Source organism: Kitasatospora sp. HUAS MG31 (assembly GCF_040571325.1).
GTDB classification, from domain to species: domain Bacteria; phylum Actinomycetota; class Actinomycetes; order Streptomycetales; family Streptomycetaceae; genus Kitasatospora; species Kitasatospora camelliae.
Genome location: NZ_CP159872.1, coordinates 6,322,214 through 6,345,182 on the forward strand (window position 1 = coordinate 6,322,214; position 22,969 = coordinate 6,345,182).

Annotated in this window: 23 protein-coding genes; 13 read left to right on the top strand and 10 right to left on the bottom strand. The window is 73.5% G+C overall.

Annotated elements, in window-relative coordinates; translation table 11 throughout:
* Positions 1-94 precede the first annotated feature (94 nt).
* The gene (locus ABWK59_RS28195; protein ID WP_354643450.1) at positions 95-826 is read right to left on the bottom strand and encodes a gamma-glutamyl-gamma-aminobutyrate hydrolase family protein; all 732 of its coding nucleotides are present in this window, start codon (positions 824-826) and stop codon (positions 95-97) included.
* A 142-nt stretch (positions 827-968) separates the two neighbouring features.
* On the opposite strand from ABWK59_RS28195, the gene ABWK59_RS28200 reads away from it, so the two are divergent.
* A complete protein-coding gene (locus ABWK59_RS28200) occupies positions 969-1,994 on the top strand; it encodes a DUF2510 domain-containing protein (RefSeq protein WP_354643451.1) in 1,026 nt (341 codons plus the stop codon).
* A gap of 42 nt (positions 1,995-2,036) precedes the next feature.
* On the opposite strand, the gene ABWK59_RS28205 is transcribed toward ABWK59_RS28200, so the two are convergent.
* Positions 2,037-3,254, bottom strand: coding sequence for an amino acid deaminase/aldolase (locus tag ABWK59_RS28205; protein ID WP_354643452.1), 1,218 nt, complete (start codon positions 3,252-3,254; stop codon positions 2,037-2,039).
* Positions 3,255-3,382: 128 nt separating this feature from the next.
* Between ABWK59_RS28205 and ABWK59_RS28210 the strand changes: the two genes are divergently transcribed.
* Positions 3,383-4,114 carry an SseB family protein gene (locus ABWK59_RS28210; RefSeq protein WP_354643453.1) on the top strand — a complete coding sequence of 244 codons (732 nt, stop codon included), beginning with the start codon at positions 3,383-3,385 and terminating at the stop codon, positions 4,112-4,114.
* Between the two features lie 150 nt (positions 4,115-4,264).
* Here the strand turns inward: ABWK59_RS28210 and ABWK59_RS28215 are convergent, their stop codons facing one another.
* Positions 4,265-4,645 (bottom strand): DUF1844 domain-containing protein, encoded by a 381-nt coding sequence (locus tag ABWK59_RS28215; protein WP_354643454.1) that lies wholly within the window; start codon positions 4,643-4,645, stop codon positions 4,265-4,267.
* 401 nt (positions 4,646-5,046) lie between these two features.
* Between ABWK59_RS28215 and infC the strand changes: the two genes are divergently transcribed.
* The 10 genes from infC to ABWK59_RS28265 all read left to right on the top strand — a co-directional run bounded on the left by infC (position 5,047) and on the right by ABWK59_RS28265 (position 15,287).
* Complete coding sequence (gene infC / locus ABWK59_RS28220) at positions 5,047-5,832, top strand: translation initiation factor IF-3 (protein WP_354645132.1); 786 nt, start codon at positions 5,047-5,049, stop codon at positions 5,830-5,832.
* Between the two features lie 136 nt (positions 5,833-5,968).
* Complete coding sequence (rpmI, locus tag ABWK59_RS28225; RefSeq protein WP_354643455.1) at positions 5,969-6,163, top strand: 50S ribosomal protein L35; 195 nt, start codon at positions 5,969-5,971, stop codon at positions 6,161-6,163.
* 104 nt (positions 6,164-6,267) lie between these two features.
* Positions 6,268-6,654 carry a 50S ribosomal protein L20 gene (rplT, locus tag ABWK59_RS28230; protein WP_354643456.1) on the top strand — a complete coding sequence of 129 codons (387 nt, stop codon included), beginning with the start codon at positions 6,268-6,270 and terminating at the stop codon, positions 6,652-6,654.
* Positions 6,655-6,767: 113 nt separating this feature from the next.
* Entirely contained in the window at positions 6,768-7,634 is an 867-nt protein-coding gene (locus ABWK59_RS28235) for a TrmH family RNA methyltransferase (RefSeq protein WP_354643457.1), read from the top strand.
* Positions 7,635-7,710: 76 nt separating this feature from the next.
* A complete protein-coding gene (locus tag ABWK59_RS28240; protein WP_354643458.1) occupies positions 7,711-8,814 on the top strand; it encodes a sensor histidine kinase in 1,104 nt (367 codons plus the stop codon).
* Positions 8,815-8,987: 173 nt separating this feature from the next.
* Positions 8,988-10,109 carry a phenylalanine--tRNA ligase subunit alpha gene (pheS, locus tag ABWK59_RS28245; protein WP_354643459.1) on the top strand — a complete coding sequence of 374 codons (1,122 nt, stop codon included), beginning with the start codon at positions 8,988-8,990 and terminating at the stop codon, positions 10,107-10,109.
* Entirely contained in the window at positions 10,109-12,619 is a 2,511-nt protein-coding gene (pheT, locus tag ABWK59_RS28250) for a phenylalanine--tRNA ligase subunit beta (protein ID WP_354643460.1), read from the top strand. The genes pheS and pheT overlap by 1 nt, the downstream gene beginning before the upstream one ends.
* A gap of 332 nt (positions 12,620-12,951) precedes the next feature.
* Positions 12,952-13,803: a chitosanase gene (locus tag ABWK59_RS28255; protein ID WP_354643461.1), complete on the top strand. Its 852-nt coding sequence runs from the start codon at positions 12,952-12,954 to the stop codon at positions 13,801-13,803.
* Between the two features lie 90 nt (positions 13,804-13,893).
* Positions 13,894-14,625, top strand: a complete 732-nt coding sequence (locus ABWK59_RS28260) for a hypothetical protein (protein WP_354643462.1) — start codon at positions 13,894-13,896, stop codon at positions 14,623-14,625.
* Between the two features lie 434 nt (positions 14,626-15,059).
* Complete coding sequence (locus ABWK59_RS28265; RefSeq protein WP_354643463.1) at positions 15,060-15,287, top strand: hypothetical protein; 228 nt, start codon at positions 15,060-15,062, stop codon at positions 15,285-15,287.
* Positions 15,288-15,342: 55 nt separating this feature from the next.
* Here ABWK59_RS28265 and ABWK59_RS28270 read toward each other — a convergent pair whose 3' ends face one another.
* Together ABWK59_RS28270 and ABWK59_RS28275 are read right to left on the bottom strand one after the other, a co-directional pair.
* The gene (locus ABWK59_RS28270) at positions 15,343-16,176 is read right to left on the bottom strand and encodes an SDR family oxidoreductase (protein ID WP_354643464.1); all 834 of its coding nucleotides are present in this window, start codon (positions 16,174-16,176) and stop codon (positions 15,343-15,345) included.
* 136 nt (positions 16,177-16,312) lie between these two features.
* Positions 16,313-17,182, bottom strand: a complete 870-nt coding sequence (locus ABWK59_RS28275; RefSeq protein ID WP_354643465.1) for a 3-hydroxybutyryl-CoA dehydrogenase — start codon at positions 17,180-17,182, stop codon at positions 16,313-16,315.
* Positions 17,183-17,459: 277 nt separating this feature from the next.
* Here ABWK59_RS28275 and ABWK59_RS28280 point away from each other — a divergent pair, with 277 nt between their 5' ends.
* Positions 17,460-18,278, top strand: coding sequence for an SDR family NAD(P)-dependent oxidoreductase (locus ABWK59_RS28280; RefSeq protein ID WP_354643466.1), 819 nt, complete (start codon positions 17,460-17,462; stop codon positions 18,276-18,278).
* Positions 18,279-18,317: 39 nt separating this feature from the next.
* Here ABWK59_RS28280 and ABWK59_RS28285 read toward each other — a convergent pair whose 3' ends face one another.
* The 5 genes from ABWK59_RS28285 to ABWK59_RS28305 all read right to left on the bottom strand — a co-directional run bounded on the left by ABWK59_RS28285 (position 18,318) and on the right by ABWK59_RS28305 (position 22,936).
* The gene (locus ABWK59_RS28285; RefSeq protein WP_354643467.1) at positions 18,318-19,313 is read right to left on the bottom strand and encodes a ketopantoate reductase family protein; all 996 of its coding nucleotides are present in this window, start codon (positions 19,311-19,313) and stop codon (positions 18,318-18,320) included.
* A 66-nt stretch (positions 19,314-19,379) separates the two neighbouring features.
* Positions 19,380-20,156 carry an alpha/beta fold hydrolase gene (locus ABWK59_RS28290; RefSeq protein WP_354643468.1) on the bottom strand — a complete coding sequence of 259 codons (777 nt, stop codon included), beginning with the start codon at positions 20,154-20,156 and terminating at the stop codon, positions 19,380-19,382.
* Positions 20,149-21,039: an arylamine N-acetyltransferase family protein gene (locus ABWK59_RS28295; RefSeq protein WP_354643469.1), complete on the bottom strand. Its 891-nt coding sequence runs from the start codon at positions 21,037-21,039 to the stop codon at positions 20,149-20,151. The genes ABWK59_RS28290 and ABWK59_RS28295 overlap by 8 nt, the downstream gene beginning before the upstream one ends.
* A gap of 10 nt (positions 21,040-21,049) precedes the next feature.
* Positions 21,050-21,793 (bottom strand): DMT family transporter, encoded by a 744-nt coding sequence (locus tag ABWK59_RS28300; protein ID WP_354643470.1) that lies wholly within the window; start codon positions 21,791-21,793, stop codon positions 21,050-21,052.
* 39 nt (positions 21,794-21,832) lie between these two features.
* Positions 21,833-22,936: a mechanosensitive ion channel family protein gene (locus ABWK59_RS28305; protein ID WP_354643471.1), complete on the bottom strand. Its 1,104-nt coding sequence runs from the start codon at positions 22,934-22,936 to the stop codon at positions 21,833-21,835.
* Between the last annotated feature and the right edge of the window lie 33 nt (positions 22,937-22,969).

Consider the following 22,969-nt stretch of genomic DNA (forward strand, 5'->3'; position numbering starts at 1 on the left):
CACGGGTGCACCACGAAGGGGCGCGGGAGGCTGCTCGCGTGCAGTTCCGCGCCCCCTGGGGGTGGCCCGGTCGGGTGCGTACGGGTGCCCCGGGTCAGCTGGTGGGGACGAGGTCCGTCTCGCGGACGAGGGCGGCGGCGCGGACGAGGGCCTCCATGACGCGCAGGTCGTCGCCCTGCTCGGGGTGCCACTGGACGCCGACGGTGAAGCCGGAGCCCTCCACGGCCTCGACGGTGCCGTCCTCGGCCCGCGCGCAGACCGTCAGCCCGTCGCCGAGCCGCCCGACCGCCTGGTGGTGGAAGGTGGGCACCACCACCGACGCCTCGGGCAGCAGCCCGCCCAGCAGCGTCCCGGGCACCGGCCGCACCGCGTGCCGCCCGTACTCGCCCGGCCCGCCGACGTGCCCCTCGTGTCCGACCACGTCCGGCAGGTGCTGGATCAGGGACCCGCCGTGCACCACGTTGAGCAGCTGCATGCCGCGGCAGATGCCGAGCACCGGCATCCCCACCGCCACGGCCGCCCGGAGCAGGCCGGCCTCCCAGGCGTCCCGCTCGGGGGCGGTGGCCGCGGTCCGGGGGTGCGGGGCCTCGCCGTACAGGGCGGGGTCGACGTCCTCGCCGCCGGAGATCACCAGGCCGTCGAGCCGGGAGATCGCCTCCTCCGCGTAGGCGGGGTCGTCCGGCGGGAGCAGGACCGCGATGCCCCCGGAGGCCCGGACGAGCGCGGGGTAGCGTTCGGGCAGCAGGACGGTCCGTTGCCGTTCCCAGCGCCCCCAGGCGGCGTCGTTGAGATTGGTGCTGATGCCGATCACCGGGCGTGTGCTCATGGCGCGCATTCTGCCTTGCCGGGAGCTGACGTGCCGTCAGTGATCACCCATTGGGATTTCTCACCGTAATCTCATCGGGGAGTGCCCGAATTCGACGTCGAACTGATATCCCGCTTATCCGGGGGCGCTTAGATTCTCTGTCGTGAGCGAGCAGATTCCCGCCGGGTGGTACCCGGATCCCAAGGACACCGAGAGCGACCCGCGGCCCGAGCGCTGGTGGGACGGCAAGGGGTGGACGGCCACCACCAGGCCCGTGCCCGCCGCGGGCGGTGCCGCGTCCGCCGCCGACGGCGCCCGGGCCGAGGACGGGACGCCGGCCGGCCCGGGCGGGGAGCCCACCGTGCTGGAGGGTCGGGTGGTCGACGACGGGCCGACCGTGCGCTACCCCGAGTTCCCGCTCGCGGCCGAGCCGGCCGAGCCGGCCGGTCCGGCGAAGCCGCGCCGCCGCCCGTCCCGGGTGGTGGTCACGGCCGTGGTCGCCGCGCTGGCCGGCGGTGCGGTCGGCGCCGGGATCACCTACCTGGCGATGGACCACCGGGACGAACGGCCGGTCCGCGCGGGCGTACCGGGCCACCGGTTCGGCGGCGGCTCCGACGACGGCTTCGGCCGCGACGGCCAGGGCATGCCGAACCCGCCGGGCCGGCGCGGCCAGGGCGCCCCCGCCCCGGACGGCGTGGCCGTCGACGCCGTCAACCGGATCAGCGTCAAGATCCCCGGCGGCTGGGAGGGCGGCACCACCCGCGAGGGCTTCGCCGCGCTCACCATCGGCTCGTACCCCTGCGCCGACGGCCAGGGCGAGTGCTCGCTGGGCGGTGCGGTCACCGGTCGGATCAACGGCACCGACGCCAAGCAGGCGGCCCTGGCGGACATCGCGACCGCCGCCAAGGAGTCCTACGGCGACATCGCCTCGCACGAGGAGCTCAAGTCGGAGGCGGTGAAGGTGGCCGGCCGCGACGGGTACCTGGTCCGCTGGAAGGTCGACGCCCCGAAGGGCAACGACGGCTACGTGGAGACGGTGGTCTTCCCGACCGCGGGCGGCAAGCAGCTGGTCTCCGTGCACCTCGGCTTCGACATCGACCCCAAGGCGCCCGACCAGGCGCAGATGGACGCCGTCGTCGGCGGCATCGCCGACTACCGCGGCGCCGCCGAGGACCCGACCCGCACCTGACCCGCCGCCCCGGGGCGCGGGCCGGCGCTCAGCGGCCGGCGCTCACAGGAAGGTCCGGCCCTCGCCCCGGTACGTCGGCACGGTGTCCACCACCCGGTCGCCCGCGACCAGGTGCAGCTCGGCGAAGCGCTCGCACAGCTCGCCCGCCTTCGCGTGCCGGAACCACACCCGGTCGCCGATCAGCAGGTCGTCGGCGGCCGGGCCGAGCAGCGGGGTCTGCACCTCGCCGGCGCCCTCCTGCGGGTCGTACCGCAGCCCGTGCGGCAGGTACGGCACCGGCGAGCGGTCCGGCCCGGCCGCGCCGGAGGCGGGGTAGCCGCCGCCCAGCACCGTCACCACCCCGAGGCCGGGCCGGCGGACCACCGGCAGCGCGAACAGCGCCGCCGGACGGCCCCGGAACGCCCGGTAGTTGTCGAACAGCCGCGGCTGGTACAGCCCGGAGCCGGCCGCCACCTCGGTGACCGCCCGCTCGGCGACGGTGGACTCCACGCTGCCCGTCCCGCCGCCGTTGACGAACTCCAGCTCCGTGACCTGCCGCAGCCGCCGCACCACCGCGCCGCGCCGCTCGGCCAGCTCGGCCCGCGCCCTCGCCTGCATCAGCCGGATCGCCCGCGAGCGCAGCGGCTGCCCGGCCACCGCGTCCCCGACCCCGGCGATGTGGCCCTCGTACGCCATCAGCCCGACCACCCTGAACCCCCTGCGCCGCTGCACCAGTTCGGCGAGGGCGCCGAGTGCCTCGGGGGAGTGCAGCGGCGAGCGCCGGGCACCGACCCGGACCAGGCCGCCGAACAGCTGCAGCGAGGTGTCCAGCTCCAGGCAGACCCGCACCTCCTCGGTGCCCTCGCGGGCGGCGTCGATCAGGTCCAGCTGCGCGGGGTCGTCCAGCATCACGGTCACCGAGGCGGCCAGCTTCGGATCCGCCGTCAGCTCCGCGTAACCGGCCCGGTCGGTCGACGGGTACGCCAGCAGCACGTCCTCGAAGCCCGAGCGGGCCAGCCAGATCGACTCGGCCAGGGTGAAGCTCATCACCCCGGCGAAGCCCTCCCGCGCCAGCACCCGCTCCAGCAGGGCCCGGCAGCGCACCGACTTGCTCGCCACCCGGATCGGCTTGCCCACCGCCCGGCGGACCAGGTCCGCGGCGTTGGCGTCGAACGCGTCCAGGTCGACGATGGCCAGCGGCGCGTCCAGGTGCGCGGTCGCCCGGTCGTAGCGGGCGCGATCGGTGGCCGTGCCGGGCACGGCGGCGGCGAGGTTGGCCATGCGCGCAGACTGTCACATCCCGCTACCCGTGGGTAGAGGTGCGGCGGGGGCCGCCCGGACGTACGGCCCGGAGCTGCCCGGGCCGTCCTGCCCGGGGCCGTCCGTGTTCGGTGGCATACGCTCGCAGGGTGGACCGCAAGAACATCCCGAACCCCGGATTCGCCGACGACGACGGCACCGCCGACCCCCGCCTCGCGGCGGCGCTCGCCGCCTGGTCCGAGGACGCCTCCGCCGAGCCCGAACTGCTCGCCGCCCTCACCCCCAGCCGGCTGATGGTCCCGATCGTCGCCCTGCTCGGCGAGGTGGAGACCGACGCCAACGGTCTCAAGCACGAGAAGACGAGCGACATGGCCGTCCCGGTGATCGAGGCCCCGGACGGCCGCCGCGCCCTCCCCGCCTTCACCTCGCTGGAGACCATGGCCCGCTGGCGCGCCGACGCCCGCCCGGCGCCGGTGGCCGCCCCACAGGCCGCGATGGTCGCCTTCTCCGAGCGCGCCGACACCCTGCTGATCGACCCCGCCGGGCCGGTGCCCTTCCAGCTGGCCGGGGCCCGGCTGCGGGCGGTGGCGGAGAACCGGGCGTTCCTGCCGGCGGTCCGCGACCCGCAGGTCCTGGACGCCCTGCGGGCACTGCTGGCGGCGGTGCCGGAGGTCGCGGCGGCGCACCTGGGCGCGGCGGAGGGGGCGGACGGGACGCTGGCGGTGGTGCTCGGCGCCGGCGCGGCCGAGCCGCGGGCCGTCGTCGACCGCCTGGTCGCCGCCCTCGCGGACGACCCCACCCTCCGCGTCCGCCTCGACCGCGGCCTCCAGCTCGCCCTCCTCCGCAGCGAACTCGCCCAGGAGCCCTTCTACCGCCGCTAGGCGAGCCATCCGCAACCGGCGAGACACAAACAGGGGCGCGGGGAACTGCGCGCGGCGGAAGGGCTGAACGTCGGCCGTCTTCCGTCTCGCGCAGTTCCCCGCGCCCCTGTGGTTACCCGGGTGCGTACCTGGGCCCCGGTGGTGGGTCGGTCAGGAGTAGACCGGGCCGGTGAACTTCTCGCCGGGGCCGGTGCCGGGGGCGTCCGGGACGAGGGAGGCCTCGCGGAAGGCGAGCTGCAGGGAGCGCAGGCCGTCCCGGAGCGGCGCGGCGTGGAAGTTGGAGATCTCCGGCGCCCCGGCGGTGACCAGACCGGCGAGGGCGGTGATCAGCTTGCGGGCCTCGTCGAGGTCCTTGTCGGCCTCGCCGCCCTCGGCGAGCCCGCACTTGACGGCCGCCGCGCTCATCAGGTGCACCGCCACGGTGGTGATCACCTCGACGGCCGGCACCTCCGCGATGTCGCGGGTCAGGTCGTCGAAGCCGAGCGCCTCGTCCTCGTGGTGCTGGTGGGGCTCGGTGGGCTGGCTGCTCAAGGGGGCTCACTCCGTCGTGCCGGTGCAGATCACTGCGGGTGCAGAGGGTTGCAACTGTCACCAGGGAGGGTACAAGGAGGGGCGCGCGGGGCCGGAATACCGAGGGCACCCCGGACGCTGGTATGCTTCGAGACTGACCGGCCAGGTGCTCCCGCGCGGAGGCCCGGCCAGCAAGTGGAGGCTCCACTTCGGGGGTCCGCGAGGGCTCCTGCGACAGTCTCCCACCCGATCGACTCACGGGTCGACGGGTCCGGTCCGCGACGGATGCCGCGAGGTGTCCGATCGCCAGTGACGTCCCCGATGGCGTCCCGGTCAATGTGGAGCCCCGCCTGTACCGTGCGGGGCTTTTTTCGTGCGTTCGGTGCCTGACCGGCAGCGGAGCATGAATGAAGCCCCGCCCAGTGGTCGAAACCACGACGTGCGACCGCCGCCCGACGGCCGCATCGGAAAAAAGGTGCAACCGAGGAGGCCCCATCAGCACCGAGCCCCGCATCAACGACCGGATTCGCGTCCCCGAGGTGCGACTCGTCGGTCCCAGCGGCGAGCAGGTCGGCATCGTGCCGCTTGCCAAGGCGCTGGAGCTTGCGCAGGAGTACGACCTCGACCTGGTCGAGGTCGCGGCGACCGCCCGGCCGCCCGTCTGCAAGCTCATGGACTACGGCAAGTTCAAGTACGAGTCGGCCATGAAGGCCCGTGAGGCGCGCAAGAACCAGGCGCACACGGTCATCAAGGAGATGAAGCTCCGGCCGAAGATCGACCCGCACGACTATGACACCAAGAAGGGTCACGTCGTCCGGTTCCTCAAGCAGGGCGACAAGGTCAAGATCACGATCATGTTCCGCGGTCGTGAGCAGTCCCGCCCCGAGCTGGGCTTCCGACTGCTGCAGCGGCTTGCGGACGACGTCCAGGACCTGGGCTTCGTGGAGTCCTCGCCCAAGCAGGACGGCCGCAACATGATCATGGTTCTTGGCCCGCACAAGAAGAAGACCGAGGCGATGGCCGAGGCCCGCGCGCTGGCGGACGCCCGCAAGGCGGAGCGCCAGGGTCGGACCGTCGAGGCCGCTGAGGCCGAGGTGACCGAGGCCGAGGCCGTCGAGGTCACCGAGGCCGTCGAGGCCGCGGAGGCCCCCGCCACGGAGGCCCCGGCCGCCGAGGTCGAGCAGCCGGCCGACGCCCAGGACGCCTGAGCCCCAGGGTTCACGGCTCGTCCGGGCGGAGGTCACGCGGTAACGGGGCGTCCCGCCCCGGGATCGAGAACACATCCAGTTCCGGCCCGTGCAGGAATGCACGGGCCGGAGCGGACCGACGAGGAGATACGGCGACATGCCGAAGCAGAAGACGCACAGCGGCGCCAGCAAGCGCTTCAAGATCACTGGCTCTGGGAAGGTGCTGCGCGAGCGTGCCGGCCGTCGCCACCTGTTCGAGCACAAGCCCTCGACGCTGACCCGCAAGCTGGCCGGCACCGTCGAGGTCGCCCCGGCTGACGCCAAGAAGATCAAGAAGCTTCTCGGCAAGTGATCGCCCGCCCGCGGCCCCGCCGCGGGAGCAGCTGATCCTTCCCGAACCGAACCGAATAACGGACCGCCGGCCCAGATCCGCGGTCCCATCCAAGGAGTAATCAAGTGGCACGCGTCAAGCGGGCAGTGAACGCCCACAAGAAGCGCCGGGTCATCCTCGAGCGGGCCAGCGGTTACCGCGGCCAGCGCTCCCGCCTGTACCGCAAGGCCAAGGAGCAGGTCACCCACTCGCTCGTCTACAACTTCAACGACCGCAAGAAGCGCAAGGGCGACTTCCGCCAGCTCTGGATCCAGCGCATCAACGCCGCTGCCCGTGCCAACGGCATCACCTACAACCGCTTCGTGCAGGGCCTGAAGGCCGCGGGCGTCGAGATCGACCGCAAGATGCTCGCCGAGCTGGCCGTCAACGACGGCGGTGCGTTCGCCGCCCTCGTCGAGGTCGCCCGCAAGGCGCTGCCGGAGGACGTCAACGCTCCCAAGGTCGCCGCCTGATCCAGGCAGCACGCCGGTTGAGCCCTCGGACCCGCAGGTACATCGCTGCCTGCGGGTCCGATGCGCATTCCGGCCCCGCCGCCGAACGCCCGAGCCCACCAGAGAACGAGAGCATGCAGAGCACCGACACCCCCCTGCTGACCTCCCTGCGCTCCCCCCGCGTGGTGGCCGCCCGCCGGCTGGCCAAGCGGAACCAGCGGAGCAAGGAGCGGCGCTTCCTGGCCGAGGGCCCGCAGGCCGTCCGGGAGGCCGTGGCGTACGGGCGGGCCCCGGGGTCGGGCGAGCACGCCGTGGTCGAGGTCTACCTGACCCCGGAGGCGGCCGAGCGGCACGCCGACATCGTCGAGGCGGCCCGGGCGGCCGGGGTCCCGGTGCTCACCGCCACCGACGAGGTGATCGCCGACATTTGCGACACCGTCACCCCGCAGGGCATCGTCGCGCTCTGCCGGTTCATCGACACCCCCTTCGAGGAGGTGCTCCGGGCCCGCCCGAAGCTGGTCGCCGTGCTGGCGCACGTCCGCGACCCCGGGAACGCCGGCACCGTGCTGCGCACCGCCGACGCGGCCGGAGCCGACGCGGTGATCCTCACCGACGCCTCGGTGGACCCGTACAACCCGAAGGCCGTCCGGGCCTCGGTGGGCAGCCTGTTCCACCTGCCGTTCGCCACCGGGGTGCCGGTGGCCGAGGCGGTGGCCCGGCTGCGCGAGGCCGGGGTGCGGGTGCTGGCCGCCGACGGGGCGGGGGAGCGGGACCTCGACCAGGAGCTGGACGAGGGCACCCTGGGCGCCCCGGGTGCCTGGGTGTTCGGCAACGAGGCCTGGGGCCTGCCGGAGGAGACCCGCGCACTCGCCGACGAGGTGGTGCGCGTCCCCATCCACGGGCACGCCGAGAGCCTCAACCTCGCCACGGCCGCCGCCGTGTGCCTCTACGCCTCGGCCCGCGCGCAGCGCTCGCCCGGAGGGTGTCGCGTGGCGGGGTAGGACCGCTAGGGTCGTCGCGTGGCGGGCAGCACCGCCAGGTCCGGGCAGCATCGCGGTGGGTACGGGGAGGACACCCATGGTCGGCAGTGGGGTGGAGCTCGACCCGGACGACCTGCCGGACGGCCTGGTGGTCGCCGACGACCGGGGCCGGGTGACGGTCTTCAACCGCGCCGCCGCGAGGATCACCGGCATCGCCCCCGACGCGGTCCTCGGCGTCCCGCTGGAGCGGGCGCTGCCGCTGGAGGACATGGACGGCCGCCGCTGGTGGCAGACCACCGACCCGTACGGCGGCCTGGCCGTCCGTAGCGGCCAGCCGGAGCGCAACCTGCTGCTGCCCGGGGGCCGCGAGGTGCTGGTCTCCGCCCGGTACGTCCGCGAGCACCCGGCCGGCCCGCTGCGTCGGGTGGTGGTGGCCCTGCGCGGTACCGAGGCCAGACGGCGGACCGAGCGCAGCCACGCCGAGCTGATCGCCACCGTCGCCCACGAGCTGCGCTCCCCGCTGACCAGCGTCAAGGGCTTCACCGCCACCCTGCTGGCCAAGTGGGAGCGGTTCAACGACGGGCAGAAGCGGGTGATGCTGGAGACCGTCGACGCCGACGCGGACCGGGTCACCCGGCTGATCGCCGAGCTGCTGGACATCTCCCGGATCGACGCCGGGCGGCTGGAGCTGCGCAAGCAGGTGGTCGACCTGGGCGCCGCCGTCCGCCGGCACGTGGAGGGCAAGGTGGCCGCCGGCATCCCGGCGGACCGGTTCGACATCCGGATCAGCCCGCCGCTGGGCCCGCTCTGGGCCGACCCGGACAAGGTCGACCAGGTGCTGGCCAACCTGCTGGAAAATGCCGTGCGGCACGGCGAGGGAACTGTCACGATCGAGGTGGCCCCCGCCAAGGAAGTGGTGGAGGCGGCCGGCTGGGAGCCCCCGGGCACCCCGCCGAAGATCCTGGAAGGAACGGCGGTCACCGTGAGCGACGAGGGCGCGGGCATCCCGGAGGACTCGATGCCGCGCGTCTTCACCCGTTTCTGGCGCGGCTCCAAGCGCGGCGGCACGGGCCTCGGGCTCTACATCGTCAAGGGCATCGTCGAGGCGCACGGTGGCAGCATCCGGGTCACCCGCGCCCCCGGCGGCGGCGCCCGGTTCCGATTTATCCTGCCCGCGGGCGTACCGGAGTTCATGCTCTGACGCGGCCCGGCGGGCGTCACCCTGCCGGCGCGGCCCTCCCGCGCCCCGCCCGGCTCCGCCATGCCGACCCACGGGGCGTGTTCGCGCTGCGACTACACTCGACCTTTGGCGTTCTGGGCCGCAGGGCGAGCAACCACCCCCTGATCACGAGCAGGAGCACGGGAAAGATAGAGATGTCGGCACCCAACAAGTCGTACGACCCGGTAGAGGTCGAGGCACTCAAGCCCGAGGTGGTGGAGCAGGCCCGGGACGGCGCCATCGCCGCCTTCGCGGCCGCCACCAGCCTCGACGAGCTCAAGCAGGCCAAGGTCGCGCACACCGGCGACCGCTCCCCGCTCTCGCTCGCCAACCGTGAGATCGGCGCCCTCCCGCCGCACGCCAAGGCCGCGGCCGGCAAGCTGATCGGCCAGGCCCGCGGCGCCGTCAACCAGGCCCTGGCCAAGCGCCAGGTCGAGCTGGAGGCGGAGCGCGACGCCCGCGTGCTGGTCGAGGAGGCGGTGGACGTCACCCTGCCGTACGGCCGGCACCCGCGCGGCGCCCGGCACCCGCTGACCACCCTCGCGGAGCGGATCGAGGACACCTTCGTGGCCATGGGCTACGAGGTCGCCTCCGGCCCCGAGGTCGAGGCGGAGTGGCTCAACTTCGACGCCCTCAACCTGCACCAGGACCACCCGGCCCGGTCCATGCAGGACACCTTCTTCGTGCAGGCCCCGGACGGCTCGGCCGACTCCGGCGTGGTGCTGCGCACCCAGACCTCGCCGGTGCAGATCCGCACCATGCTCGACCGCGAGCCCCCGCTGTACGCCGTCAGCCCCGGCCGGGTCTACCGGACCGACGAGCTGGATGCCACCCACACCCCGGTCTTCCGCCAGGTCGAGGGCCTCGCGGTGGACGAGGGCATCACCTTCGCCGACCTCAAGGGCACCATCGAGGTGCTGGTCGAGAAGCTGATCGGGGGCCACCTCGAACTGCGCTGGCGCCCCTCGTACTTCCCGTTCACCGAGCCGAGCGCCGAGGTGGACCTGCAGTGCTTCGTCTGCCGCGGTGAGAGCGTCGGCAACCCGGACCGCCCCTGCCGCACCTGCTCCTCCGAGGGCTGGATCGAGCTGGGCGGCTGCGGTGTGGTGAACCCGCGGGTGCTGGTCGCCGCCGGTGTCGACCCCGACCGCTACAGCGGGTTCGCCTTCGGCCTGGGCCTGGAGCGAATCCTGATGAACCGCCACAACGTCGCCGACATGCGCGACATGGTCGAGGGTGACGTCCGCTTCACCCTCCCGTTCGGGATGGAGATCTGATGCGCGTCCCGCTTTCCTGGCTGCGCGAGTACGTCGACCTGCCGGCCGGTGAGACCGGCCGCGACGTGGCGGCACGGCTGGTCCGGGCCGGCCTGGAGGTCGAGACCGTCGAGCAGCTCGGCGCCGACCTCAAGGGCCCGCTGGTGGTCGGCGAGGTGCTCTCCATCGAGGAGCTGTCCGGCTTCAAGAAGCCGATCCGGCACTGCTTCGTCAACGTCGGCGCCGCCAACGGCACCGGCGAGCCGCAGGAGATCGTCTGCGGCGCGACCAACTTCCAGGTCGGCGACAAGGTCGTGGTCGTGCTCCCCGGCGCGGTCCTCCCCGGCCCGTTCCCGATCGCGGCCCGGCAGACCTACGGCCACACCTCGGCCGGCATGATCTGCTCCGCCCGCGAGCTGGGCATGGGCGACGACCACAACGGGATCATGGTCCTGGAGTCGCACCTGGAGCCCGGCACCGACGCCATCGAGCTGCTCCAGCTGGTCGACGAGGTGCTGGACATCGCGGTCACCCCGGACCGCGGCTACTGCCTGTCCCTGCGCGGTGTGGCCCGTGAGGCCGCCGCCGCGTACGGCCTGCCGCTGGCCGACCCGGCGCTGCTGGACGTGCCCCCGGCCAACGCCGACGGCTACCCGGTCAAGGTCGCCGACCCGGCCGGCTGCGACCGCTTCGTGGCCCGCACGGTCACCGGCGTCGACCCGTCCGCCACCTCGCCGATCTGGCTGCGCCGCCGCCTGCAGAAGGCCGGCATCCGCCCGGTCTCGCTGGTCGTGGACATCACCAACTACGTGATGCTCGAGGTCGGCCAGCCGCTGCACGCGTACGACCGGGGCAGGGTCGACGGCCCGATCCAGGTCCGCCGCGCGGAGCCGGGCGAGACCCTCACCACGCTGGACGGCGTCAAGCGCCAGCTGTCCACCGAGGACCTGCTGATCTGCGACAACAGCGGCCCGATCGGCCTGGCCGGCGTGATGGGCGGCTCGACCACCGAGATCCTCGACCCGGTGACCGACCCGGAGACCGGCCTGGTCACCGGCTCCACCGAGGTGATCGTGGAGGCCGCGCACTTCGAACCGGTCACCGTCGCCCGCACGGTCAAGCGCCACAAGCTGCCCTCCGAGGCGGCCAAGCGCTTCGAGCGCGGCGTCGACCCGGAGGCCGCCCGCGCCGCCGCCCAGCGCGCGGTCGACCTGCTGGTCCTGATCGCCGGCGGCACCGCCGAGCCCGGGGTCACCGACATCGCCGCCCCGCACCCGCTGCGCACCATCACCATCGACGCGGACCTGCCGGACCGCGTCGCCGGCACCGGGTACGGCCGCGAGACCGTCACCCGCCGCCTGCAGGAGATCGGCTGCTCGGTGCTGGGCTCCGACGTCCTGGAGGTCACCCCGCCGAGCTGGCGCCCCGACCTCACCGACCCGTACGACCTCGCGGAGGAGGTCATCCGCCTGGAGGGCTACGACAACGTGCCCGCCCGGATGCCCACCGTCCCGCCGGGCCGCGGCCTGACCGAGACCCAGCGCTTCCACCGCCGGGTGGGCCTGACGCTGGCCGGCGCCGGGTACGTCGAGATCAACGCGTACCCGTTCATCGGCGACGCGGCCTTCGACGCCCTCGGCCTGGAGGCGGGCGACCGCCGCCGCCGCACGGTGAAGCTGGTCAACCCCCTGAACGACGAGGAGCCGGCGCTGCGCACCACGCTGCTGCCGGGCCTGCTCGGCGCGCTGCGTCGCAACATCGGCCGGGGCAACACCGACCTGGCGCTGTTCGAGACCGGCACGGTCTTCCTGCCGAAGGACGAGCTGAAGGTCGCGCCGCGGCTGCCGGTGGACCGGCGTCCGAGCGAGCAGGAGCTGGCCGAGCTCGACGCCGCGCTGCCCCGGCAGCCGCGCCGGGTGGCCGTGGCGCTGGCCGGTGAGCGGCTGCCGTCCGGCTGGTGGGGCCAGGGCGCCCAGGCCACCTGGGCGGACGCCGTGGAGGCCGGCCGCGCGGTGGCCGCCGCCGCCGGGGTGGAGCTCACGGTCCGCCAGGCGCAGCTGGCGCCCTGGCACCCGGGCCGCTGCGCCGAGCTGCTGGTCGGCGACGTGGTCGTCGGCCACGCGGGCGAGCTGCACCCGCGGGTGATCAAGGCGATGCACCTGCCGGAGCGCACCAGCGTGATGGAGCTCGACCTGGACCTGCTCTTCGAGGAGGGCCGCCGGGTGAGCGGTCCGCCGGTGTCCGCCTACCCGGTGGCCACCCAGGACGTCGCGCTGCTGGTGGACGCCGCGGTGCCGGCCGCCGAGGTGGAGGCCGCGCTGCGGGACGGCGCGGGCGAACTGCTGGAGTCGATCCGGCTGTTCGACGTCTTCACCGGCGAGCAGGCGGGCGAGGGCCGCAAGTCGCTGGCGTACACGCTGCGGTTCCGCGCGGGCGACCGCACGCTGACGGCGGACGAGGCCTCGGCGGCCCGCGAGTCCGCGGTGGCGGCGGCGACGGCCCGGACGGGCGCGGTGCTGCGCGGCGCCTGATCCGCGCCCTGTCGAAGGGGCCGCGCCCGGCCGATCCGCCTGCGGGTGGACCGGCCGGGCGCGGCCCCTTCGGCGTGTCCGGTCGCGGGGCGCCGGGCCCGTTCGTCGGCCCCGACCAGCGGGCCCCGGAGCAGATCCTCGCCGGCTTCGAACCGACCCGCCGACCCGCTGACCTGCGTCGCCTCCCGTCGGTGGACCGTCATCCCCGGCCTGTCACTCGTGTTCTGACGGAGTGTCAGTGGAAACTCCTGCGCCGAATCCCTTGCGATCAGGGTTACGTGGACGCTTCAATCTCGGTTAGGAAAGTTTCCTAACCGAGCAGGGAGCGTCCCATGCAGCCGAAGCACCGAGTGTCCTCGAAGCGCCGCGCCACCCGCATCGCCGTGGCGGTCGTCCTCGCCGCCGTCCCCGTGACCGTCGCCACGGCCGGGGTCGGCCACGCCTCCACCACCCAGACCGTCGCGGTCGCGGCGGTGGGCCTGGACGACCCGCACAAGAAGGACATCGCGATGCAGCTGGTCTCCAGCGCCGAGAACTCCTCGCTGGACTGGAAGGCCCAGTACAAGTACATCGAGGACATCGGTGACGGCCGAGGCTACACCGCCGGCATCATAGGCTTCTGTTCCGGCACCGGTGACATGCTCGACCTCGTCGAGCACTACACGGACCTGAAGCCGGGCAACGTCCTCGCCAAGTACCTGCCGGCGCTGCGCAAGGTGAACGGCTCCGACTCGCACGCCGGGCTCGGCGCCGCCTTCGAGCGTGACTGGGCCACCGCCGCCAAGGACGGCACCTTCCAGCAGGCCCAGAACGAGGAGCGCGACCGGGTCTACTTCAACCCCGCGGTCAGGCAGGCCAAGTCCGACGGCCTGCGCGCGCTGGGCCAGTTCGTCTACTACGACGCCATCGTCATGCACGGCCCCGGCAGCAGCTCGGACAGCTTCGGCGGCATCCGGGCCGCGGCGATGAAGAAGGCCAAGACCCCGGCCCAGGGCGGCGACGAGACCGCGTACCTCAACGCCTTCATGGACGCCCGCAAGGTGATCATGAAGCAGGAGGAGGCGCACGCCGACACCAGCCGGGTCGACACCGCCCAGCGGGTCTTCCTCAAGAACAAGAACTTCGACCTCAACCCGCCGCTGAAGTGGAAGGTCTACGGCGACAGCTACCAGATCAACAGCTGACCGCCGGGCCCGGCCGGTGCATCCCCCGCCGCCCCGGCCGGGCCGATAATCGCAGGACAGGGTCACGAGCGGTCCGGTAGCTTGCGGCACGTGGCGAAACTCAACCAGATCATCGCGGTCGAAAAGGGCGTCAAGTCGAAGTCGTTCCAGGAGCTGACGCAGGCTCATCACGGCCTGCAGAAGCCCGCCCTGCTCGCCGGGATCTCCCGCACGTACCAGCCCAAGGACGAGGAGGGCGAGCAGCTGCCGCCCGAGTCCACCCGGGTGCAGGTCAAGGCCGAGGACATCCTGCGCGACACCGCGAAGTCGCTCACCAAGCTCTTCGACGTGACCGCGACCAAGGACTGGGCCAACTGCGAGGCCCGCGCCGACGTGGTCGTCGACGGCCGCCCGCTGCTGACCGGTGTGCCGGTGACCTACCTGCTCTTCCTGGAGAAGCAGCTCACCGACCTGTACACCTTCGTCCGGAAGCTGCCGGTGCTGGACGCCTCCGAGTCCTGGAGCCCGGACCCGTCCACGGACGCCTGGAAGACCGACGCGGTCCGCACCATCCGGACCAAGAAGGTCCCGCGCAACCACGTCAAGGCCGAGGCCACCGAGAAGCACCCGGCCCAGGTCGAGGTGTACTACGAGGACGTCCCGGTCGGGTACTGGACCACCGTGAAGTTCTCCGGCGCGCTGCCCGCCCGCCGGGTGAACGAGCTGGTCGAGCGGGTGGAGAAGCTCCAGCGGGCGGTGCAGTTCGCCCGCGAGGAGGCCAACGCCGCCGAGATCGCCGACCAGCGGACGGGAGACGCCGTGTTCGGCTACCTCTTCGGGTAGCCCCTCAGAGACCCCCCTCGTGCGAGCGGAGGGGAGCGCTGGGAACAGCGCAAGGCTGACACTGAGGTTGAAGCTGACAGCGGGGTGACGGTGGAGGTTCGAATCCTCCCCCCGGCACACGGGCCGGGGTGGCCCAAGCGGTAGAGGCAGCCCCCTGAAACTCAGACTCTCGCTCCAGTCTCAGCATTCGCCGCCGAGCGCCGGATCGACCGGACGCGGACCGCAAGCGTCGGATGTGGGTTCAAGTCCCGCCTGTGCCTCTGACCTGGCACGGTAGTTCAAAGGCAGAACACGACGCTCTCAGGATGATCCGCGTCCTTAAACGTGCCGGCGCGAGCAATTGGGTGGCACCTCAGGGGCCCGGGAGCTGGATATCGCTCCCGGGCCCCGTCACGATGGAGGGAGGACCGCGTCGACCGAGCGGGGTGAGCCTCATGGCGGACGAAGAACTGATCGGGACCCCGGGGACCTACGAGTTCTCCGCACCCGACGGGATGCTGCGGGCCGAGTGGATCGGCAGTGACGAGGACGCCGACCGCCGGGCCCGTGAGCACGCCGAACGGCTGGAGAAGGAGACCGGTGGCGAGTTCCTGGTGACCCGGATCCGCCGCCGCACCGAGGCCGGCTGGGAGGACGTGAACCGCACCCCGCAGGCCGCCTGACCACCCTTCCCGAGCCCGGAGCCCGGAGCGGCTCACGCCTCAAGCGGGCGGTGCCTCACTCGGGCGGGTTCGACGCCAGCCAGCGCGACCAGGTCGTGGTGCCCCGCCGCCCGTCGGGGCAGGTCATCGCGTGCCCCACCCGGGCCAGCGCCGAGGGCGTGGGCAGCGGCAGCACCCGCGTGCGGTGCCCCCGGACCCGCTGCCACTGGTCCACGATCGCGCCCAGCGGCAGCACCTCGGGACCGCCGAAGTCCCGGCACATCCCGCCGGGGCCGGCCGCCACCTGCCGCGCCACCTGCTCGGCGAAGTCCGCCGCGTCCGCTGGCTGGACCGGCACCCGGATCGGCAGCGGCAGCACCGGCAGCCGGGTCATCCGGCCCAGCATCCGGTCCAGCAGCCAGTGGAACTGCGTCGCCCGCAGCACCGACCACGGCACCCCGGAGTCCCGGACCAGCCCCTCCGCCTCCGCCTTCAGCCGCAGGTACGGCCCGCGCGGCCGGTCCACCCCCACGATCGACACGTAAGCGAAGTGGTCCACCCCGCTGCCCGCGCAGGCCGCCAGCAGCGCCCGGGTGCCCTCGACGTCCACCTCGGGCGGGCTGGACCGGAGGTCCGAGGGCCGCAGGTAGCCCCGCCGGGCCGCGGGGGAGAAGGTCGCCGCGTGCACCACCGCGGACACCCCGTCCACGGCCTCCGCCACCCCCTCGCCGGTGGCCAGGTCACCCCGAGCCCACTCCACCGGCTCGCCCTCCGGCCCGTCGGCCGACCGGTCGGCCTGCTCGGCGACCGGGGAGCGGGACAGCACCCGGACCCGGTGCAGCGGCCGCAGCAGCTCCACCACCTCCCGCCCCAGATGCCCCGTACCACCCGTGACCAGGACGGTGTCCACCGCGACCACCTCCGCAGGGGCGAGGAAGGACCCCTCCCTCGAATGTCCCACCGCAGGCGAAGACGCGTCGAGCCGGGGAGGTGCGACACCTCCCCGGCTCGACGCGCGACGGTCGGCGGGCCCGCGGGCCCCGCCGTCAGGCGGAGGCGGTGTAGTCGTAGAAGCCCCGGCCGGACTTGCGGCCCAGCAGACCGGCGTCCACCATCCGCGACAGCAGCGGCGGCGCGGCGTACAGCGGCTCCTTGTACTCCTCGTACATCGACTCGGCGATCGAGACGATGGTGTCCAGGCCGATCAGGTCGCACAGCCGCAGCGGGCCCATCGGGTGGGCGCAGCCCGCCTCCATGCCCTTGTCGATGTCGGCGGCGGTGGCCACCCCCGACTCGAACATCCGGACCGCGGACAGCAGGTACGGCACCAGCAGCGCGTTGACCACGAAACCGGCCCGGTCACGGGCCCGGATCGGCTCCTTGCCGAGCACCTGCACCGCGAACTCCTCCACCCGGGCGGTGGTCTCGGCCGAGGTGGTCAGGGTCGGGATGACCTCGACCAGCTTCTGCACCGGAGCCGGGTTGAAGAAGTGCAGGCCGATCACCTGCTCGGGGCGGCTGGTGGCCGCGGCCAGCTTGACGATCGGGATGGACGAGGTGTTGGAGGCCAGGATCGCGTCCCGGCGGGTGACCACCCGGTCCAGGGTCGCGAAGATCTGGACCTTGATGTCCTCACGCTCGGCGACCGCCTCGACCACCAGGTCGCGGTCGGCGAAGTCACCGAGGTCGACGGTGAAGGAGAGCCGGGAGAGCGCCTCGTCGCGCTGCTCCTCGGACAGCTTGCCGCGCTTGACGGCGGTCTCCAGCGAGTTGGTCAGCCGGGTACGGCCGAGTTCCAGGGCCTCGCCGGTGGCCTCGGCGACCAGGACGTCCAGGCCGGAACGTGCGAAGACCTCGGCGATGCCCGACCCCATGAGGCCGCAGCCGATCACTCCGACGCGCGCGATGTCGCTCACTCAGTTGTCCTTCACAGTGGTGCTGGGGGTGGCCCAGACGGTTCTCTCGGCGGCACGCCGGGCGTGGTGGGCCCCGCGGTCCGCCCGAACGACGGTACTACTCGCCTCAACGTCCGTTCACACCCGGGCGCTCCCGGCACGGGACGGGATCAGCCTCCCGGGCCGGGCTCGGGTCCGGCTGCGCCGTTCGGATGAGACCCGCTCGACCGCCCGTGTGGTCTCCTCCCGGCACGACCCGCGGCGGCCACAATGCCAGGCAGGCGAGGAGGGAGCAGGGATGGCGACGGCATCGCTGGTCGGACAGGTCGCGCTGGTCACCGGCGCGGGCCGCGGGATCGGCCGCGAGATCGCCATCGGCCTGGCCGCCGAGGGGATGGCCGTGGCCCTGCTCGGCCGCAACCACGAGACCCTGGTCGAGACCCTCCGGGAGTGCGTCAAGCACGGCGCCCGCGGGATCGCCGTCGCCGCGGACGTCTGCCGCCCGGGCAACGTCCGTGAGGCCGTCCGGTCCGTCGAGCGGGACCTCGGACCGATCGACTTCCTGGTCAACAACGCCGGCCAGGTCGACCAGGACGAGGTGCCGATCTGGGAGGTCGACGCCGCCCAGTGGTGGCAGGTCGTGGAGACCAACCTGCGCGGCCCGTTCAACCTGCTGCGGACGGTGCTCCCCGGCATGGTCGAGCGCCGCCACGGCCGGATCCTCAACCTCAACAGCGGCTTCGCGCTGCGCCCCGACGGCCACTACACCGCGTACGCCACCTCCAAGGGCGCGCTGCTCCAGCTCTCCGACAACATCGCCGACTCGCTGGCGCAGCACCACGTGGTGGTCCTCGACATCAGCCCCGGGGCGGTGGCCACCGACATGACGGCCGGCATGCCGATGTTCAAGGACACGAAGGGGTGGGGGTCGATCCCGTACATGGTCGCGGTGACCGTGGACGCCGCCCGTGGACGGTTCGACGGGCTGCACGGCCGGTTCATCCACGCGGTCAAGGACAACCTCGAACAGCTGGTCGGGCGGGCCGAGGCCATCCAGGAGAGCGACGCCCGCACCCTCCGCCTCCGCCCGTACGGCCCGGACGACCCGCTGGCCTGACGCCCTCCTCCGGGGCCCGTGGGCTCCCGGCCGCGGAGGTCAGAGGTCCAGCAGGGCGGCCAGCTCCGCGTCCGGGAGGCTGCCGGCCGGGCGGCCGGTGCGGGCGAAGGCGTTGGCCAGCCGTTGGAGGGCCTCGTTCACCGGGGTGGGGACCCCGTGCAGCCGGCCGAGCAGGACGACCTCGCCGTTGAGGTGGTCGGCCTCGATGTCCCCGGTACCGCGGGCCAGGCTCTGCCAGGAGGACCCGCCGCCGCGCTCCTCGCCCTCCAGCGCGACCGGCTCCACCAGCCCGGCGCGGGCGGCCCGCTGCTCCTCGGCGTCCGGGTAGGGGATACCGGCGGCGGCGAGCACGGCCCGCCCCTCCTCCTGGACCCGCTTCCACACCGCCGACCGGGGTTCGCCGGTGACCGGGCCGGCCACCGCCTCCAGGGCGTTGCCGAGGTTGCTCAGCAGCTTGGCGTACTTCCAGGCCATCACGTCCGGCCGGACCGGCGCCGCGAAGTGCGAGTCGGCCAGGTCGGCGGCGATCCGCGTCGCCAGCCCGTCGGCGCCCGACGGGTAGCGGCCGAGGTGCAGCACCCCGCTGTTCGGGCTGCCGGCGGCGGAGACCCGGCCGGGCTCCAGGTGGCTGGAGGGCAGCCACACGCACATCCCGTACACCGTGCGGAAGGCCCGCAGGGCGAGCCGCTCGTTCTCCACACCGTTCTGCGCGCAGACCAGCGGCAGCCGCTCGCCCGCGGTGCCGCCACCGGCCACCGGCCGGGCCGCCCAGATGCGCAGCAGGTCCTGGGAGTGCTGGGTCTTCACGGCGAGGACGAGGACGTCCTCGGCGGTCAGCTCCAGCTCCTCGGGCCCGGCCACGGCGGGGACGGCCAGCCGGCGGGCGCCCTCCGGCGTGGACAGCCGCAGGCCGTCCGCCCGCAGCGCGGCCAGGTGCGCGCCGCGGGCGACCAGCACCACCTCGCGCCCGCTCTCGAACAGCCGCCCGCCGATGGTCCCGCCGACCGCGCCGGCGCCGATGATGATGTAGCGCATACCGACGAGCATCGCACGGCCGCCTGACCCGCCGTCATCCGACCGGGCGTTCGGCAGGGCGGCCGTTCAGGCCGCCGCGACCGCGTGGGCGAAGGCGTCCGGGCTGTCGAGCATGATGTTGTGCCCGCAGTCGGGTACCGCGACCACGGTCACCCCCGAGGCCCGCAGTGCCTCCTCACCGGGGAGGGCGCCGTCCTGTGCCGGGAAGAGGAAGGTCCGCGGCAGGTCGAGCGTCAGGAGCAGCTCGCGCATGGTGGGCGCGGTGCCGCGGGCCAGGTGGACGGCGCTGCGGTGCAGCCCCACCCGGCCGGCCAGCCGCATGGTGGACCACCAGTGCGGGCTGACCGCGTCCCGGACCTGCTCCCAGCCGCCGGCCAGGAACTCCTCCTCGCCGAACGAGGCGATCCCGCTGCTGCCGCCCCCGGGCGGGCCGGGCAGGGGCACCGGGTCGAGGTTGGAGTCGACCAGGACGAGTCGCGAGACCAGCCCGGGGTGGCGGGCGGCCAGCACGATGGCGATCGCGCCGCCCATGCTGTGGGCCACCAGCTCCGCCCCCTCGGCGCCGGCCGCGGTGATCACGGCGGCGAGGGCGTCGGCGTGCGATTCGAGGGTGTAGTCGAAGCCGGCCGGCCGGTCGCTGAGGCCGAAGCCGAGCAGGTCGACCAGGAGCGAGCGGCGGTCGGCCAGCAGCGGGTGCAGCGCCGCCTCGGTGTAGTACGCGGGGGAGCTGGCGCCGAGGCCGTGCACGTAGACCCGGGCCGGGCCGGCGGCGGGCCCGCCGCAGCCGGGCAGTTCGATCCAGCGGATCAGGTCGCCGTCCGGGGTGACGGGTGCGCTACGCACGGGCGGCCTCCTGCTCGGCGTCCCGGGCCTCCTGCTCGGCCTGCGCGGCCAGCCACTGCCGGTGGACGGCCTGGACCCGGTCCCAGAGGGCGGCCCGCTCGGCCGGTCCGACGTCCGGCAGGTCCAGCCCGAACACCTCGGCGAGGGTGCCGAACCACTCGTCGGCACTCGTGAGTTCACGCTGCTGCTTGCCGCCCGGGTCCTCGTGGGTGAGGACCAGGCCGCGCAGCGCGTGGTACCCGTCGGCGTGGCGCCGCAGGGCGCAGGCGGCCTGGACGAAGGGTGACTCGGGGGAGGTCGACAGGCGCTGGTGGTGGGGTATGAAGTCCTGCCAGGCGGCGGGCTCCAGGGAGAAGTCCATGCCGAGGAAGCTGCCGCGGCCGTCGTTCTGCAGCCGCCAGCCGCCGGGGGTCACCTCCGAGGCGGCGAGCACGTACCGGAACGGATCCTGGTGGTAGCGGCCGGCGCGGAGCGGCAGCGCGTCGTACAGCACCCCGCCGAGACCCGGGTCGAGGTACCAGAGTTCGCCCTCGCAGCGGACGGTGAGCGCCATGTGGTTGCCGTTGGCGCCGGGCGGGGCGGCGTCGAACGGGGTGTGCACCCCGCCGAAGTGGTGGGTCACCTCGTAGCCGAGCGCCTCCAGCAGGGCGGCCAGGGCGCCGTTGAGGTGGAAGCAGTAGCCGCCGCGCCCGGCGATGATCCGCTCGGCCGACTCCTGGGGATCGAGGGTGGTGGTCCTGCCGAGCTGGATCTCCAGGTTCTCGTACGGGACACGGGTGACGTGGGCGCGGTGGAGGGCGCGCAGGGCGTCGACGGTGGGAGGGCCCGGGCGGTCCACGCCCAGGCGCCTCAGGTACCGGTCGACGGTGGCAGGGCTCAACATGGCAGGCACACTAACCGTCGTGACCCCGTGTCAGCAGCGGATTTCCCGCACTGCTCGAACCCGCGTGCGGGCTGTCCGCGCCGTACGGCACCCGGTCATCGGGCGGCTCGGGCGTGGGGTGGCCGTCGGTGACCGGTCGGTGGTCCGGGGTCGGGCGGGCGGCGGGCCGGGTGGCGGTCAGACCGGCGCGGACGCCGAGTCCGACCAGGGCCGCGCCGGCCAGCTCCGCCGGACGCAGCCCGCCGGTGCCCAGCACCGCCCCGGACAGCGCCGCCGTGACCGGCACCGGGCCGGCGAACAGCCCCGCCCGCTCCGGGCCCAGCCGGCCCAGCGCCCCGTACCAGAGCAGGAAGGCCCCGCAGGTCAGCGCCGTTCCCAGGTACAGCAGCGCGGCCAGTTCGGGCCCGGTCGGCGTCCGCAGCGCGTGCACGCCGTCCTGGACGGCCGCCGCGACGGCGAACATCGGCACCGCCAGCACCGTGGAGTACGCCGACACCCGGACCGGGCCGAGCTGCGGCAGCAGGGGGACGGCGACCAGCGAGAACGCGGCCTCGCAGGCGAGCGTCCCGAGGGCGAACAGGAACCCGGGCAGGTCGCCCGACCCGGCGCCCTGGACCACGACGAACGCGCCGTGGTGGCCGCCGCCCAGGCCCGACGCGTCCGCGTCGAACCCGTCACCCCCATGCGGCTCACCCCCGGCCCACCCGCCCTCACCCTCGGCTACGCAGCCCTCCCCGAACGTAGACTCACCCACGCGGCCACCCTGCTGGCCGCGGCCTGCCGCCCCGCCTAGCTACGGCTTGGACGACGCTTCCCGCTGGTGCGGCAGCGGCGGGAGGGACGACGGTGCGCCCGCCCCGTCCTGCTGGAGTTCCTGCTGGAGCGAGATGGTGCGCGTGGGCGCGGGGATCGAGATGCCCTCGGTCCGGTACCGCTGGTGCAGGCGCTTGATGAACTCGTGCTTGATCCGGTACTGGTCGCTGAACTCACCGACGCCCAGGATCACCGTGAAGTTGATCCTGGAGTCCGCGAAGGTGTGGAAGCGGACGAGGCCCTCGTGGTCGGGCACGCCGCCGCTGACGTCGGCCATCACACTGTCGACGACGTCGAGGGTGACCTTCTCCACGTGCTCCAGGTCGCTGTCGTAGCCGACCCCGACCTGGACCAGGATCGACAGCTTCTGCTCGGGCTGGGAGTAGTTGGTCATGTTCGTCCGCGCCAGGCGGCCGTTGGGGATGATCACCAGGTTGTTCGACAGGTTGCGCACCACGCTGTTGCGCCAGTTGATGTCGACGACGTACCCCTCCTCCCCGCTGGTGAGCCGGATGTAGTCACCCGGCTGGACCGTCTTCGAGGCGAGGATGTGCACACCCGCGAAGAGGTTGGCGAGGGTGTCCTGCAACGCCAGCGCGACCGCGAGACCGCCCACCCCGAGGGCGGTGACCAGCGGGGCGATGGACACCCCGAGGGTCTCCAGGGCCACGAGGACGCCCATCGACAGCACCACGATCCGGGTGATGTTGACGAAGATGGTCGCGGACGCCGCCACGCCCGTCCGGGACGCGGCCACCGACTGCACCAGCCCGGCCACCACCCGGGCCGCGCTGAGCGTCGCGATGCCGATGAGCACGGCCGTCAGCGACTGGTCGACCAGCCCCCCGATCCGCGCGGTGAGCGGCATGGCCGAAGCGGCCACCGCGGCCCCGGCGATCACGGCCGCCCACGGGACGATGGTGCGCAGCGCGTCGACGATGACGTCGTCCCCGCTCCACTTGGTCCTGCTCGCGTGCTTGCCCAGCCACTTCATCAGAGCCCGCAGCACCAGGCCGGCCACACAGCCGGAGGCCAGCGCGATGCCGGCCACCACCCAGTCGTGCAGGACCAGGTCCCGGGTCACCGCCCGGCCCCCGCCGCGTGGAGGGCGAGGGAA

Excerpts from the sequence above, each read along its gene's own strand:
- ABWK59_RS28255 (WP_354643461.1), top strand. The coding sequence starts at position 12,952 with ATGCAGCCGAAGCACCGAGTGTCCTCGAAGCGCCGCGCCACCCGCATC.
- ABWK59_RS28235 (WP_354643457.1), top strand. The coding sequence starts at position 6,768 with ATGCAGAGCACCGACACCCCCCTGCTGACCTCCCTGCGCTCCCCCCGC.
- ABWK59_RS28195 (WP_354643450.1), bottom strand. The coding sequence starts at position 826 with ATGAGCACACGCCCGGTGATCGGCATCAGCACCAATCTCAACGACGCC.
- ABWK59_RS28265 (WP_354643463.1), top strand. The coding sequence starts at position 15,060 with ATGGCGGACGAAGAACTGATCGGGACCCCGGGGACCTACGAGTTCTCC.
- ABWK59_RS28205 (WP_354643452.1), bottom strand. The coding sequence starts at position 3,254 with ATGGCCAACCTCGCCGCCGCCGTGCCCGGCACGGCCACCGATCGCGCC.
- rpmI (WP_354643455.1), top strand. The coding sequence starts at position 5,969 with ATGCCGAAGCAGAAGACGCACAGCGGCGCCAGCAAGCGCTTCAAGATC.
- pheS (WP_354643459.1), top strand. The coding sequence starts at position 8,988 with ATGTCGGCACCCAACAAGTCGTACGACCCGGTAGAGGTCGAGGCACTC.
- ABWK59_RS28280 (WP_354643466.1), top strand. The coding sequence starts at position 17,460 with ATGGCGACGGCATCGCTGGTCGGACAGGTCGCGCTGGTCACCGGCGCG.
- ABWK59_RS28240 (WP_354643458.1), top strand. The coding sequence starts at position 7,711 with ATGGTCGGCAGTGGGGTGGAGCTCGACCCGGACGACCTGCCGGACGGC.
- ABWK59_RS28285 (WP_354643467.1), bottom strand. The coding sequence starts at position 19,313 with ATGCGCTACATCATCATCGGCGCCGGCGCGGTCGGCGGGACCATCGGC.
- ABWK59_RS28295 (WP_354643469.1), bottom strand. The coding sequence starts at position 21,039 with ATGTTGAGCCCTGCCACCGTCGACCGGTACCTGAGGCGCCTGGGCGTG.
- pheT (WP_354643460.1), top strand. The coding sequence starts at position 10,109 with ATGCGCGTCCCGCTTTCCTGGCTGCGCGAGTACGTCGACCTGCCGGCC.